The 13760-nt window shown below is 62.1% G+C and carries 14 protein-coding genes, 1 tRNA gene and 1 pseudogene; 10 read left to right on the forward strand and 6 right to left on the reverse strand.

Going from position 1 to position 13760, the window contains the following annotated elements; all coding sequences use genetic code 11:
• Positions 1-12 precede the first annotated feature (12 nt).
• Complete coding sequence (locus tag WC704_RS06460; protein WP_372889079.1) at positions 13-921, forward strand: prephenate/arogenate dehydrogenase family protein; 909 nt, start codon at positions 13-15, stop codon at positions 919-921.
• Positions 922-934: 13 nt separating this feature from the next.
• Here the strand turns inward: WC704_RS06460 and WC704_RS06465 are convergent, their stop codons facing one another.
• Genes WC704_RS06465 through ftsE form a run of 4 tightly spaced genes read right to left on the reverse strand, consistent with a single transcriptional unit; the run spans position 935 to position 3793 of the window.
• The gene (locus tag WC704_RS06465) at positions 935-1657 is read right to left on the reverse strand and encodes a lysophospholipid acyltransferase family protein (protein WP_372889080.1); all 723 of its coding nucleotides are present in this window, start codon (positions 1655-1657) and stop codon (positions 935-937) included.
• Positions 1654-2190: a YdcF family protein gene (locus WC704_RS06470; RefSeq protein ID WP_372889081.1), complete on the reverse strand. Its 537-nt coding sequence runs from the start codon at positions 2188-2190 to the stop codon at positions 1654-1656. The genes WC704_RS06465 and WC704_RS06470 overlap by 4 nt, the downstream gene beginning before the upstream one ends.
• Positions 2187-3080: a cell division protein FtsX gene (locus WC704_RS06475; protein ID WP_372889082.1), complete on the reverse strand. Its 894-nt coding sequence runs from the start codon at positions 3078-3080 to the stop codon at positions 2187-2189. The genes WC704_RS06470 and WC704_RS06475 overlap by 4 nt, the downstream gene beginning before the upstream one ends.
• Positions 3077-3793 (reverse strand): cell division ATP-binding protein FtsE, encoded by a 717-nt coding sequence (ftsE, locus tag WC704_RS06480; protein WP_372889083.1) that lies wholly within the window; start codon positions 3791-3793, stop codon positions 3077-3079. The genes WC704_RS06475 and ftsE overlap by 4 nt, the downstream gene beginning before the upstream one ends.
• Positions 3794-3970: 177 nt before the next feature.
• Here ftsE and WC704_RS06485 point away from each other — a divergent pair, with 177 nt between their 5' ends.
• Positions 3971-4690 (forward strand): MJ0042-type zinc finger domain-containing protein, encoded by a 720-nt coding sequence (locus tag WC704_RS06485; RefSeq protein WP_372889084.1) that lies wholly within the window; start codon positions 3971-3973, stop codon positions 4688-4690.
• Here the strand turns inward: WC704_RS06485 and WC704_RS06490 are convergent.
• On the reverse strand, positions 4641-5957 hold the full coding sequence (locus tag WC704_RS06490) for an MATE family efflux transporter (protein ID WP_372889117.1): 1317 nt from the start codon (positions 5955-5957) through the stop codon (positions 4641-4643). The two genes, WC704_RS06485 and WC704_RS06490, sit on opposite strands and share 50 nt — an antisense overlap.
• Positions 5958-6148: 191 nt before the next feature.
• Between WC704_RS06490 and WC704_RS06495 the strand changes: the two genes are divergently transcribed.
• The 8 genes from WC704_RS06495 to WC704_RS06530 all read left to right on the forward strand — a co-directional run bounded on the left by WC704_RS06495 (position 6149) and on the right by WC704_RS06530 (position 13450).
• Positions 6149-6235: transfer RNA gene (locus WC704_RS06495), tRNA-Leu, on the forward strand.
• Between the two features lie 430 nt (positions 6236-6665).
• Positions 6666-7181 (forward strand): GtrA family protein, encoded by a 516-nt coding sequence (locus tag WC704_RS06500; protein ID WP_372889085.1) that lies wholly within the window; start codon positions 6666-6668, stop codon positions 7179-7181.
• A complete protein-coding gene (locus WC704_RS06505) occupies positions 7181-7981 on the forward strand; it encodes a glycosyltransferase family 2 protein (protein WP_372889086.1) in 801 nt (266 codons plus the stop codon). The genes WC704_RS06500 and WC704_RS06505 overlap by 1 nt, the downstream gene beginning before the upstream one ends.
• A complete protein-coding gene (locus WC704_RS06510; RefSeq protein ID WP_372889087.1) occupies positions 7981-8967 on the forward strand; it encodes a hypothetical protein in 987 nt (328 codons plus the stop codon). The genes WC704_RS06505 and WC704_RS06510 overlap by 1 nt, the downstream gene beginning before the upstream one ends.
• Positions 8968-8971: 4 nt before the next feature.
• Positions 8972-10429: a hypothetical protein gene (locus tag WC704_RS06515; RefSeq protein WP_372889088.1), complete on the forward strand. Its 1458-nt coding sequence runs from the start codon at positions 8972-8974 to the stop codon at positions 10427-10429.
• Entirely contained in the window at positions 10426-10821 is a 396-nt protein-coding gene (locus WC704_RS06520; protein WP_372889089.1) for a capsular biosynthesis protein, read from the forward strand. Before WC704_RS06515 ends, WC704_RS06520 begins: the two co-directional genes overlap by 4 nt.
• Positions 10818-11594, forward strand: a complete 777-nt coding sequence (locus WC704_RS06525) for a glycosyltransferase family 2 protein (protein ID WP_372889090.1) — start codon at positions 10818-10820, stop codon at positions 11592-11594. The genes WC704_RS06520 and WC704_RS06525 overlap by 4 nt, the downstream gene beginning before the upstream one ends.
• 32 nt (positions 11595-11626) lie before the next feature.
• Positions 11627-13450 (forward strand): hypothetical protein, encoded by a 1824-nt coding sequence (locus WC704_RS06530; RefSeq protein ID WP_372889091.1) that lies wholly within the window; start codon positions 11627-11629, stop codon positions 13448-13450.
• A gap of 67 nt (positions 13451-13517) precedes the next feature.
• Here the strand turns inward: WC704_RS06530 and WC704_RS06535 are convergent.
• A pseudogene (locus WC704_RS06535) lies at positions 13518-13634 on the reverse strand (transposase domain-containing protein); the annotation flags it as partial.
• Between the last annotated feature and the right edge of the window lie 126 nt (positions 13635-13760).

The raw sequence follows: 13760 nt of genomic DNA on the forward strand, positions 1-13760 counted from the left end.
ATGCGACGCGCCATGCTGCCCTTCGCCCGCGTCACCATCATCGGCATCGGTCTCATCGGCTCCTCGATCGCGCGCGCCGCGCGCGTGGCGATGCCGACGGTTCGGCTGACCGGCTATGATGCCGACCCGCAAGTGCGCGCGACCGCCGAACAGCTCCAGTTGTTCGACGACGTGACCGACAGCAGCGGCGCGGCGGTGATCGATGCCGATCTCGTCATCCTGTGCGTACCCGTTGGCGCGATGGAGGCCGCCGCTGCCGATTTCGCCGCTGAACTGCCCGCCGACGCCGTGGTCAGCGACGTGGGAAGCTGCAAGGCCGAGGTGCTCCGCGCGCTGACCGCGGCCTTGCCCGGCGCGACGGTCGTGCCCGCCCACCCAGTCGCCGGAACCGAGCGCAGCGGGCCTGAAGCGGGCTTTGCAACGCTGTTTCACAAGCGCTGGTGCATCCTCACCCCGCCCGAGGGGGCGGATCCGCTCGCCGTTGAACGCGTTGCCGAATTCTGGCGCAGATTGGGCGCCGAGATCGAGACGATGGCCCCCGACCATCATGACCGCGTGCTCGCCATTACCAGCCACCTGCCGCATCTCATCGCCTACACCATCGTCGGCACCGCCTCCGACATGGAGGAAGTGACCCAGTCCGAGGTCATCAAATATTCAGCGGGCGGCTTTCGCGATTTCACGCGCATCGCCGCCTCCGATCCAACCATGTGGCGCGACGTGTTTCTCGCCAATCGCGAGGCAGTGCTCGACATGCTGCAACGCTTCTCCGAAGACCTGACCGCGCTGCAACGCGCGATCCGCTGGGGCAAAGGCGACGAACTGTTCGATTTGTTCACCAAGACGCGCGCGGTGCGGCGCGGCATCATCGAACAAGGCCAGGACGATCCCGCACCCGACTTCGGGCGCGCGCACGACTAGCGCGAACGCGGTCCTAGCCTTGCGGAAAATCCAGCGCGTTGATCGCCGCATGGACGCGCCGCTCAATCTCGGCGCGCGGCAGACCCGGCGGAATCGGGTCGCCAAAGCGGAACGTCACCACACCCGGCAGCTTCGGCCCATGTTTCGGCCATACCAGCCCGCTGTTGATCGCCACCGGCACCACCGGAATCTTGAGCATCTGATATAGCCCGGCGAACCCCGCGCGCAGCGGCGGCTGCTCGCCGGGGGCGACGCGGGTCCCCTCGGGGAAAATCAGGATCGAGCGCTGCTCGGCCAGCGCCACGCGCGCCTCGCGCAGCATCCGCCGCAAGGCGCCCGCCGACGCCTCGCGGTCAACCACGATCACGCCATATTGCCGCGCCGCCCAGCCCCATACCGGGATGTCGGTCAATTCCTGCTTCATCACGATGGCGGGGTTGCGCAGCATCCGCCCGAGTTCGAGCGTTTCATACATCGCCTGATGCTTGGCCGCGTAAAGCACCGGCACGCCACCGATATGCCCCGGCCCGGTCGTATCCCCGAACCGCGCGCCCTCGATATTCTGGTGGATACCCAGAATGTTGCGCGTCGCCCAACCGTGAAAGCGCGTCCAGAAGTGCGTATGCACCACCATCGCACGCCAGCCGAACAACGCCGAAATCGGCGAGGTCAACACGATCGGCACCGAGCCGCCGTAGAACACCAGTAGGAACAGCCAATTGCGCAAAGCGATCACGTCACGGCCCCGATCAGCAAGGCGGCCTTGCGCAGAATGAGCTTGTTATATTCGCCGATCAGCACGGCATAACGCGGGCTGCTCGGCACGCCATCGCCCAAAACGGTGGCATCGCCATCGAGCGCATTGACCAATTCGAGCCGCGCGCGCGCAAGATGCCAGTCAGAAGTCACCAGCCGTACCGTCTTATACCCGTGCGTGCGTACCCAATCCGCCGTCTCGTCGGCATTCGAGCGGGTATCCACCGCTTCGTGGCCGAGATCGACACAGCAAGCGAACAGCGCCGGGCTGACATGATATTCGTGTGCCAGTTCCGCCGGGCGCACTTCGGGCGCGACCCCGCTGATGAGCATACGCTTGGCCATATGCGCCTGCAGCAGCGTGAGGCCACGATCGATTCGCCCGGCCGCCCCCGTCAGCACCACAATCGCGTCGGTGCGCGGGCCGACCAGCGGTGCCGGCATCGTCGCCAGAAAAACCGCAAAGCCAAGCAGCCAAAGCAACGCGAGCACGCCGAGAATCCGCGCGATCACAGATAGCGTCCAAGCGCGCCAAGCACTGCCCGCCGTGCCGCCAGCGTCGCCAGCACCGCAAAAACAAAGGGCAAAATCCCCAGCAGCACCCAATCGCGCGTGCCGAGCGAAAGCCCGGCCAAAAGGTCCGAACCAAGCGTCGTCAATTGCCAGCCGACCAGCATCACCACGCCAACCGCCACCGCCGTGCCAAGCACGCCCCCAATCAACGTATCGAGCGCGATCCGCCGCTGGAACAGCCGCGAGACCTGCACATCGGTCGAGCCCAGCATGTGCAGGACCTCGATCGTGTCGCGGTGCGTTTCCAGCCCCGCCCGCGCCGCCAGAATCACCACCGCCGCCGTCGCCGCGGCCATCAGCAGCACGAGGCCCGCCGCCAGCAGCGTAACCAGCCCCATGAAGCTGCGCACCGGCGACATCCAGCTTTCATGCCGGTCGATCCGCGCCGAGGGGGCAACCGCACGCACGCCATCGCGCACGCGGGCCACCGCTGCATCGCTGGCGGCACCAAGATCAACATCGATCATCGCCGGAATCGGCAAATCGGGATCAGCACCATCGGCCCCCAGCCACGGGCGCAGCAGCGTCGTCAATTTGGCACGATCCACCTCGACCGCGCGGGTTACGACCGGATCGGTGCGCAGCACCGCCAGCGCGCGCTGCGTCTGGTCGAGCCGCTTGCTCTCTGCGGGCTCGACGATCTGAACCGTCAACCGCCCGGCCAATTGCCGGTCGAGCAACGCCGCCGCGCCCAACGTGCCGAGGCCAAGCGCCGCCGCCAGCACGGTTAGAAACAGCATGATCGCCATGATCCACATCATCGCACGCGTGCCCCGACTTTCGTCGAGCAAACGCCGGTCCGCCGCCGACGCGATCAGCTTGACGCTCATTCCGCGCTGCCCGGGCTGGTCGGCGGCGGGAAGCGCAGCGATCCTGTCGGATCGAGCAAACGCCCGTGGTCCAGCCGCATCATATGCGCATTCTGGATGCGACCGAGCAGATGAAAATCGTGCGTTGCGACCACAACGGTCGTGCCGAGCCGGTTGAGCGAATCGAACAAGTGCAGCAGCCGCTCCGCCATATCCGGATCGACGTTGCCGGTCGGTTCGTCGGCAACCAGAATTTCGGGGCGGCCAATCACCGCCCGCGCGATCGCCACGCGCTGCTGCTCCCCGCCCGACAGCGTCGGCGGCTTCGCCTCGACCCGGTCGCTAAGCCCCACCCACGCCAGCATCTCGCGCACCGGCGCTTCGACATCGCTTTCGGGCACACCGGACACGCGCAACGGCAGGGCGATATTGTCATAGGCCGAGAGATGCGGGACGAGCCGGAAATCCTGAAACACCACGCCAATCCGCCGCCGAAAGCCGGGCAAGCGCGATCGCGGCAAGGTCACCGCATCCTCGCCGAACAGCCGGATGCTGCCGCGCGTCGGGCGCTGCGCCAGATAGAGCAGCTTCAACAGCGAGGTCTTGCCCGCGCCCGATGCCCCGGTCAGGAAATAGAACGCGCCCGTCGACAGCGTGAAGCTGACGTCGGACAACGTCTCCTGGCCGGTGCCGTAGCGTAGCCCCACATTTTCGAACTGGACGATATTCGCCATGTGGCGCGTGCTGCTCGCTCTAAAATCTATGCCCCGCGCCTGCATCGCACGATCCGCCGCGCCGCCACAAGCGCGGGCATCACGATCAGTTTGCGAAAGGCTTGCCTAGCGTGGTTGCGTGGGCTTAGATTCGGCGAATACGTTGCCACAGGGCGGTAACGGGGCCAAAGCCGTATCATGATCCTCGAATGCACCGAGTGCCACACGCGCTATCTTGTTCCGGATTCCGCTATCGGAGCGGACGGGCGGACCGTGCGATGCGCGAGCTGCAAGCACAGTTGGTTCCAGGCGGGCGTACCCGTGCTCGATCTGGTGGCGCGTGCCGAGGCGGCACCGATCCCCGCCCAGCCCGCCGCACCGCGGATTCAGGCCGAACCGCAGCCGCAACCGATTGCTTCCCCACCACCCGCGATGGGCGCGGCGTCCGCTTATGACGACTATGACGCCTTTGCGCACGAACCCCCGTTTCGCCCGCGTCGCAACCCGGCGCGGCGCTGGACGGTCGCGGCGCTGGCGGCAGGCATCGCGATGCTCGCGGCGGCGGCACTGATCTTCTATTCGGACCTTCCTGGGCTGGCAGGCCAAGTGTTTCGCCCGGCGACGGGCACCCCGCTCAAAATCGTCAGCAAGCCGGTCGATCAGCATACCTTCAACGGCAATGAAATTTTCGCGGTCAGCGGCACCGTGCTCAACCCCACCGACACGCGCCAGCCCATTCCCGACATCCGAGCCGACCTGCGCGATGCGCAAAAGCGGATCGTGTTTAGCTGGATCATCCGGCCCGAGGCGACCACGCTGCCGCCCAAGGGGCAAGTTCAGTTCAACTCTGCCCAAGTCAATGTGCCCGTCAACGCACAGGAGCTGGTGTTGAGTTTTTCCGGCGAAACCGCGCACTGACCCAGGCGAAGCGGCCGCCGTGTAACATCGCCGCCGCGACCATCCCCAGCCCGGAGGCATAGACCAGCCCAAGCGGCCCAGCCCCCGATTGCACGAACAGCCAACCCGCCCCGCCTGTAACGACGAAGAAGGCGAGGATGCTGTTCACCCCCGCCGCAATCTGGTCGCCAAGCGACCGCAGCGCATAGACGAACACCACCTGCACGCCGTCGAACAGAATGAACGGCGCCCATAACGGCAGCATCGCCAGCGCCACCGTATGAACGCCCGGTGCCGCCGGAAACGCCGCGACGATCGGCCAGCGCGCCACCACGATCACGATCGCAAGCAAGCCCGTGAACAGCGCTGCCAGCCCAGCCGCGATCAGGGTACGGGGCACCGCCAGCGCGGGCGTGCCCTCGCCCACCGCATTGCCCACGCGCACCCCCGCTGCCGACCCAAGCCCCAGCGCGACTCCAAAGGTGACGTTGTGGACCGAAAAGACGATCTGGAAGGCGTGCGCGGTTACCGGGCCGAAATCGGTCGACAAAGCGATCAAAATCGAAAAACCCGCCAGTTCCAGGCCCGAGGCGATCGCGGGCACCACCCCGAAGCGCGCCAGCCGCACGGCACCGGGCACCGCCGCCGCCCACGCCCGCCGCGAAAGATTGCGCACGCCGCGCGCGCGTGCGGTGTCGGTCGTCCACGCCGCCGCCAGCATTGCCACGGCACCAATCAGCGACGCACTCGCCGTCGCCGCCGCCGCACCGACCGCCCCCAAGGCGGGCAAGCCGAGATGCCCGCCCGACCACGCCCAGGCCAGCACCGCATTGAGCGGCAGAATCGCGAGATTGACGACCATCACCCGTCGCGGACGCGCAATCGCCTCCAGAAAGAAGCTCGCCGCGATGATCGTCAACTGAAACGGATAGGACAATGCCATCACGCGCACCACGCGCGCCGCCGGGCCCACCAAAGCAGGCGCGACGCCGATGCCGCCCAACATCGCCTCGGCAAACAGCCCGAAACCCATCGCACCAAGCGCGCCCAGGACCAACGCCAGTACCAGCCCTTCACGCAGCGTCGCGCCCGTGCGCGGCAAGTCGCCCGCGCCATCGGCACGCGCAGTGAACACGAGCGTGCCCGACAGCCATGCCAGCCCCGCGACGATCGTCACGAAGGTCAGCGCCCGACTCGCGCCCAGCGCGGCGACCTGGTCGGTGCCCGTCAGGCCAACCACAACAATGTCGGTTACGCTCAAAATCGTCCAGTTGAGGCTGGTCAGCATCACCGGCCACGCCAGCGTGAGAATACGCCGCGTCTCCACAGCGCATCGGTCGGAGCGACTGGGGAGTGGGGCAACCGGCATCCGCGCCTGCTACGCGCATCATCCCGATTGCGATAGGCATTGCGCCCGCCGCGATGCTTTGCTAGGGGCCCTCGCCTACCAGCTGCCGGGCGTGCCCGGTGATGTTACGTGCGGCCGTGGCGGAACTGGTAGACGCGCAACGTTGAGGTCGTTGTGGGCGAAAGCCCGTGGAAGTTCGAGTCTTCTCGGCCGCACCATTTTTCTATCAAAGACGCTCGCGATAGGTAAAAAATTCGGAAATACTACAGTCTAACTCTCATATTGACCGTTCCCGGTTACTGGGGTTCGCCGACAATCGCGAAAATGTGGGAGCCTTTTCGAGGGCCTTCCGCCAGCGGGCATTGGCATCGATGCGAATGGGACGATCATGGCGTTGACCCACAGTGCGATCCGGCCAGTCCAAGAACCGGTGGCAGCTTACTCTATCTGAAGAGCTAATTCATCATTGGAATGAATCCCGGGGAGCAGGCGGGTTCGTGCTGCGTTGGCGTCATCGGGTGCGCTCCACGGGGGTTGTCCTGCGCTGATCGCTTCCCCGGGGCAGCGAGAATTGTTGACCCCTTCTGCGCTTTACTCCAATGGCGGTAGCAGATGGGCGCTTCGCAAACTATCTTGAACGAGGTATCTTTGACCCGCTTCCGCACCGCCGAAAGTCATTGCGCGGGGATCGGCCTGGCCATCGCAACGATGGGGAGCAAGGCCGGGCGACTTGGCCGGTTTGCGGCGGTTTCCGCCATCGGCTGGGGTATCGATACGGGCGTTTTTCTACTTCTCGTAACGTTGGGGCTCGCGCCAGCACTGGCCAATTTCGCGAGCGCATCTTGCGGCGTCGGCTTTGTATATATCGTTGGGCGATTTCGCGTTTTCGCTGAAGCCAGATCGTCGCACTTGATCGCGGTCCCGATCTATATCGCTTGGAACATCGTCGCAATTTTGATCGCGTCCGTCGCGATCAGTTTCTTGACTTTTTTCATCTTCCCTGCTGTGCGAGAAGCTTCAATGGTCGTTTTCAACGAACGACCCTTTTTAAGCTCGTTCGCTTTGGCGGCCTTATTGAGCAAGATCGCGGTTACCCCTTTTTCGATGTACGGTAATTATGTGGTGATGGGGCTCATCGTTGAACGACGCTTGAGGCTGAACTAGTGGACCAGGCCGCTCAACCTCAACGGATTTTGGTGTTCGTGCCGATGTACCGGTGCGCACCGCAGATCACGCGCGTGATCGGCAAATTGGCGACCATCGCTGAGGATCCGCGCTTTGCTATCCTCTGCGTGGACAATCGCTCGCCCGATGATACCGTCGCGGCGGCGACTGCGGCGCTAGCAGCGTGCCCGGTTGCCGACAAATTCCTATTGCTCAACGACAACAATTACGGTCTCGGCGGATCGCACAAAGTGGCGTTCGAGTTCGCGCGAATCCACGGTTTCGATTATGTCCTGGTTCTTCATGGTGACGATCAAGGGTCGATTTTTGACCTTTTGCCGCGGATAAAGCGCGGCGACCATCTGCGATGCGACGCCTTGCTGGGCGCTCGTTTTGCACCCGGATCCAAGCTGAAGGGCTATTCGGCGTTGCGCACGGCTGCAAACCGCGTGTTCAACGCAATTTTCTCGGCGATTACCCGCCACCGCATTTATGATCTCGGGTCGGGCCTCAATATGTATCGCCGGGCGATTTTCGATGAGGGCATGCACCTGCGCTTTGCCGATGATCTCACGTTCAACTATTATCTAATCATCGCGCTGGTGGATAGGAAGCTGAGGGTCGAATTCTTTCCAATCGAATGGCGCGAAGACGACCAGGTGTCGAACGCCAAGCTCTTCAGCCAGGGTACGCTCATGCTGAGGTTGCTGTCGCGGCGGATGTTGGATCGCGAGGCTTTCCTGGCTGGCGAACACCGTGCGATGCCCCGGGCTACCTATCCAGCGACCTTGATCCGCTAGTGGAATCGCCGATATCCCGCAAAACGGTGCTTGACCGCGCGCGGGGCTGGCAGCGCGCGTTCGCGGCGTTGTCTTTCGTCATATTCGCGCTTGCTGTCTATACGAGTTTCCCTGCGGGGTCTTCCGCTATCCCGGCGCAGGTACCGGCACTGCTTTTGTTTGTCGCGGGAGGGGGGCTATACGTCGCCGCTCATGTCATGCGTGCAATGCGGCTCGCCGTCATTGGCGTGCAACTGCTTGGGGTGAGTTTCAGAACGGTCATGCTGTTGCATCTGTTCGTTGCCCCGTGGTCGCTGATACTTCCCTTCAAGCTCGATGAACTCATCAGGATCCGTGAGTTACAGAGGGCCAGCGGGTCGCTCGTCTGGAGCGTGCTGACGTCGTTGATCGATCGATCAATGGACGGCCTTGTCCTGGTCACTCTGGCGCTGGTGTTGATTGCCGATGGCCGTGGACGCCTTGCCGGCTTAAGCATCTTGATCGGTGCGGGGCTGCTAACGATCGCAATCCTGCTGCTAGTTATGCCAGTGTTGCTCGAAGCGGTGCAACGTCACGTCTTCCTCAACCATTTGCACGACCGCGCGCTCGATTTACTGCGGGCTGTCACCAACTGTCGCAAGGTGCTCGATCATACCAGAGCCGCCATCGGGGAAGCCGCACCGTTTCTCGCACTCTTCACACTCGGAATCTGGGCGATGGAGCTGAGTGCGACGATGCTGGTACTCGGCGGTATTACTGGGACCGTACCCGGCGTAACGGCAATCGGGTCGATGCTCGGGCGGGCCGATCATAGCGCGTTACTCGTCTGGAATGCGGTAACTGCTAGTCCAGCGGAGCGATTGCTGACGATCGTCTTTTTGTGGAGCTTGCTACTCACTTGGTTGGGGGTCGCTTCGCCCTACCTTCGCCGTCTGCGCCGTGAACCGAGCCGTGCCTCGTTGTTTCCCTTGACCACGGGCTTTCCTCGGCTTTCCTGGAGGCGCTAAGCGAATGTTGTTTATTTACGACGACTCGGTGCCGGCACCGCACGCGATCCGCCAGATCATAGGGGCACAACGATTTGGCGACGTCATCCGGCGGAAAAGCCGTCTCGCCGACGTTATAGAGCGTCAAGTCGCGGAAGCGGGTGATATCCGCTTTGTCCGGATTACCAATCGTGAGGACCGTCGACTTCAGGCTCAGCTCCTCGACCGCGTCCACAGCGACGAAATGGTTGTCAGGCTGCCGAGCTGCTTCATGCCGCTCAACCTCGGCCAGTTTACACAAACGCTGCGCAAGCTGCCTTATGCGCCGAGCGCGGCGATCATTGGGGATATTATCGGTGACGAGGCGGTCTCGCTGCTTTCGAGCGATGCCATGGCCGCGCTTTTGATGCTGCCAGGCGGCGAAGACGTCCGGCGGTATCATCAGGAGATCGCCAACACCGGGGTGCAGCTCAGCAGCACCAGCCCGTTCTCCGACCTCCGTCAAATCGGCTTGTTCCTTTCCTTCATGATCGGCGCAACCGAGGCGCGGCATTTCAACGCTACTAAGGTCGCGAGCGGCATTTTTACCAAGACCTCGATCGACATTGCAAAGATGGAGGCGGAGTACAGGTTCTTTCACGTCGTGCCCGAACGGATGCGCCGGTTCCTTCTGCCCACCTTCGATTTTCATGTGGAGGAGGGAAGGGCGTCCTACTCGATGGAAAATTTGCTGGTGCCGGACGCGGCGCTGCAGCTGGTGCACCACAGTTTTGACCGCGAGAGTTTTGCGACGCTACTGGACAGCTTTTTCGCCTTTATCAGCGAACGCGAAAGGCGATCAGTCGGGCGGGAAGCCGGCGCGGCCCGGGCCCGGTTCGACGTCCTCGAAAAGCTCGAGCGGCGCATCGCCCAGTTCGAGCAGACAGAGGCAGGGGCCAGCGTCGACATGCTCCTGGCGTCATCGACCGCCTATCGCGGGCTGCGGGCGATGGTGCAACAGGCCGCCGCCGTCATCGCTAGCGTCATTGCCGACGAGAGCACCGATTATCTGGCGATCAGTCATGGCGACGCATGCCTGTCCAATATCCTGTTCAATCGGGAGATTGGCCTGTTCCGCCTGATCGATCCGCGCGGGGCGATCGACCGGGACGCCGCATTTATGCACCCGCTTTACGATCTGGCGAAGTTCAGCCATTCGGTTCTCGGCGGATATGATTTCATCAACAACGGCCTGTTCGAATGCCAGTTGAACAACGATCTGATGCTCGACCTAAAGCTCGACAATGGAGGTCCTCCCACCTGGCTTCGGCAGATGTTCATAGAGCAACTGAAAGCAGGCGGTTTCAATATTCGCGCGATTCGCGCATTCGAGCTATCGCTGTTTTTGTCGATGCTGCCGCTGCATAGCGAGAATCCACGCAAGCTTCCCGCATTTTGCCTGGTGGCCGACGGAATCCTAAAGGAGCTTGATACCGCGCCATGATCCAGAAACACAAAGTGTTGGTCGTGGACGTCGATGGCACGTTGTGCCCGATTAAACAGGACGGGCAACAGTACGGAGACCTGCCCATCGACGCCGCGATGCGTGATCGTCTCTCCGCGTTGAAGCGCGACGGGTGGAGGATATTGTTGTTCTCGTCGCGCGGTATGCGCACCCATGAAGGCGACCTCGCCGCGCTCGCGACGCATGTCTATCCCGTGATGGTGGACTGGTTGGATCGCAACGAGGTTCCTTATGACGAGCTCGTCCTGGGTAAGCCGTGGCCCGGTTCCGACGGTTTTTACGTCGATGATCGCGCCGTCAGGCCGCGCGAGTTCGTCGACCTGTCGCTACAGCAATTGACCGAATTGTGTGACCGGGATCGGCGGTTATGATGGCGCGCGCGCCTGGAACGCTCGCCATCACCATGGCTGGACTGGGTTCTCGCTTCAGGAGCGCAGGCTATGCCTGCCCGAAATACCGGATCGATGTCCTTGGCCGGTCCCTGTTCGACTGGTCAATGCTGGGACTGGCGGCATTTCGACAGGCGGGGTGGCGCTTCGATTTCGCCATGCTAGCCACCGACGATGCACAGTCTTTCGTGCGCCACCGTTGTACCGCACTAGGGATACAGGTCGGCAACATCATTGAGCTCGAAGGCATGACTGACGGTCAGGCAACTACCGCGCTGATGCTCGCCCAAGCTTGCGACGCGGTCGCACCGTTTGCGGTGTTCAACATCGATACCTTTGTCGACCCGCGAGCATTGACAATTGGCGATCTGCCAAAGGATGTCGATGGCTGGCTGCCATGCTTCCCGGGCCCCGGCGACGCCTGGTCGTTCGTGCGAACCGACGCGGACGGTCGAGCAGTTGAAGTGCGTGAAAAGAAACGCATTTCGCCGTATGCAACGGTCGGCCTATACTGGTTTTCATCTGCGGCTATGTATACAACGACATACGATCGTTTCTTTTCGAACGGCCTTGGCGTTGAGCGTAACGAACGGTATATAGCGCCGATGTACAATCTAATGATCGAAGAGGGACGTAACGTTACGATTTCTCATCTGACGTTGGATCAGGTCGGTATGCTCGGTACGCCCGCGCAAGTGGAGAATTTCGAAACTGATCCACCGGCCAGCGCCCGTAGACTGATGATTGCAAGCTAGGACTGCAGCATGCCTGAATCCAGTCGAATGCAATGGTAATCACTGCGCTGGGTGCGTATGCTGTCGTCGTTGCCCTGGTAACCGGAGCCGGATTTCTCGGTTTTTTGTTCATCCAATTGATGAGCGCGCTGGGTTTTCCGTTGCGGAAAGATGTGGCTATGGGCTTTGCGCCGGTGGTCGGCGTGGTCATTGTGTTCGTCCTGGGGGGCGCGCTTAATTTTCTGGGCATTTTCACCGTGTGGGCGATCGTCGGTATCGATGTGGCCGCAACCGCCTATGTACTGATCTGGCGACGGGCTTTCGCCGGGTTGGCCAAGATCGATATCGATCGTCCCATGTTGCTCGTGTTTGTCACGTTCGGCGCGATCCTAGCGACCCTCCCGGCACCGATCAATCTGAACGACGACAGTGCCTATCTAACCTATGCCTACAAGCTCATTGCACTCAGAGGCACCGGCACGGAGCCATTCAGCGAACGCAGACTGTTCACCTTCCTTGGGTATCTTCCGCTCCAGGTCCCAGTGCTGCAATGGTTCGGGTTGCGCGGCCTCAGCGCGTTCGAACCCGGCTTGACGGTGATCCTGTTGGGCTGGCTTTTCGCTTGTGTATCGACCGCGCGGTCCACGCTGAGGTTCGCCGCATCGGGCGTCATTGCCTTCCTGCTATTTTCGCTGTTCCTTGGAGCACGCCCGATCGTAAATATGCTGCCGAGTATGCTGGAATTTTGTTTCGTCGCGTTCGCAAGTTTTGCTGTCTTGCGGATGGTCGGCGAAGAGCGGGCGATGCAGCGCGGGCTTTTCCTTCTGGTTACGATTGCAGCGATCGGCGCTATCGCCATTCGCCCGACCATGATCGTCTACTTCGCGGTTCTCAGCCCGCTTCTGGGGATAGTCCTGATTCGGGATCGACTCTATCGGACGATGCTTGGCGGCGGTATGTTGGTCGGCCTGTCGCTGATCCCGATGATGCTGCTCATGCAGCAAAGTTCGGGCACCCTTTGGTATCCCTTCCTTGGTCGCGGCGTGCATACCGATTTTGGTGTCCCGATCGGTGGTGGAAATGTCAACGTTATCTCCGCGATTTGTGCCGATCCGCTCGCGCTGTTGCCTTTACTGCTTGGTTTCGCCGTCGCAATCGTCGGGCGGAACACCGGCAACGTGCGTGGCAAGATCTATCTCCTTGCCGCAGCTTCAGTGGCGCTTGTGCTCATCGCGTGGAGCCTGAACGCATATCACCTCGATCACTATTCCTTCCCGAGCTCGGTCGGCGTGCTGGTTGCGTTGCTGCTCGACACGCGTGACGACAAGCTTCCGTTGCTGGCGCCGCTTGCGCCCCTGGCGTTGCCTGGGGCTGGCGTGCTGTGCGCGATATTGGCTTTGGGGTTGATCCTTGCGGCGACGATCAAACCGTCTACGCTGGCTCCATTCCGCAATCGTTTCTACCAACGCATGATCGCCGACGCCCAACCCGGGCAAAGCTGCAACGCCGCTGCAACGGGCGCCGCACCGGGCTCGGTGATCCTTGCTGTGGAAGCGCCCTGCGCCTTTGCCGTTAATTTCAAGCGAAATAAGGTCTTTTTGGCAGATAATCTATTCGCGGCCGTACCGTGCGAAAAGCGCCCCTGTCCCAATTCAGTCGGCTCGTTCGAAAGCGCGCTCAGATCGCATCGCGTAAGCTACGTTCTCGTGCCCGCAGCCACGCTCGCCACGCATCGCGCCCTTGAGACGACATCCGAAACACCAAGTGCGGGGTCGCCAAGTCTCAGTGGTGATAATGTGGTCTTGCTGAAGGAGCAGAACATCGATTGGAGGGGCTTGGCCAAGGCCCGTAAACCATCGTACGTGCAGGCCGAATAGCCCTTCGGTCCTCCGGGAGCGGCGCGTGAAATGAAGTAAGCGGTAAGCGTGGGCTGGAGGCCGCAGATCAGGCGGCTTCGGCGATCGGTTGCTGATCTGGTCGCCAGTTCCACGGCATGAGTTCATCCCAGCGGGCAGCGGGCCAGTTGTCGGCGATCTTGGCGATGACGTCGGCAATATATGCCGTAAGCGGGGTCTGACGGCCACCTTGCACGCCGGGCCTCCGCCGGGATGATTGCCGCTCTTTGAGCGGGGTGGCGGGTGTCGGACGAGATCGAAGATTCAGTGAGCGGTGCAGCGACTACTCATA

The organism is Sphingomonas sp. (assembly GCF_041661885.1).
GTDB lineage: Bacteria > Pseudomonadota > Alphaproteobacteria > Sphingomonadales > Sphingomonadaceae > Sphingomonas.

Coding starts and splice junctions, on each gene's coding strand:
- WC704_RS06460 (WP_372889079.1), top strand. CDS start 13: ATGCTGCCCTTCGCCCGCGTCACCATCATCGGCATCGGTCTCATCGGC.
- WC704_RS06475 (WP_372889082.1), bottom strand. CDS start 3,080: ATGAGCGTCAAGCTGATCGCGTCGGCGGCGGACCGGCGTTTGCTCGAC.
- ftsE (WP_372889083.1), bottom strand. CDS start 3,793: ATGGCGAATATCGTCCAGTTCGAAAATGTGGGGCTACGCTACGGCACC.
- WC704_RS06485 (WP_372889084.1), top strand. CDS start 3,971: ATGATCCTCGAATGCACCGAGTGCCACACGCGCTATCTTGTTCCGGAT.
- WC704_RS06490 (WP_372889117.1), bottom strand. CDS start 5,957: ATGCTGACCAGCCTCAACTGGACGATTTTGAGCGTAACCGACATTGTT.
- WC704_RS06515 (WP_372889088.1), top strand. CDS start 8,972: ATGTTGTTTATTTACGACGACTCGGTGCCGGCACCGCACGCGATCCGC.
- WC704_RS06520 (WP_372889089.1), top strand. CDS start 10,426: ATGATCCAGAAACACAAAGTGTTGGTCGTGGACGTCGATGGCACGTTG.
- WC704_RS06525 (WP_372889090.1), top strand. CDS start 10,818: ATGATGGCGCGCGCGCCTGGAACGCTCGCCATCACCATGGCTGGACTG.
- WC704_RS06530 (WP_372889091.1), top strand. CDS start 11,627: ATGGTAATCACTGCGCTGGGTGCGTATGCTGTCGTCGTTGCCCTGGTA.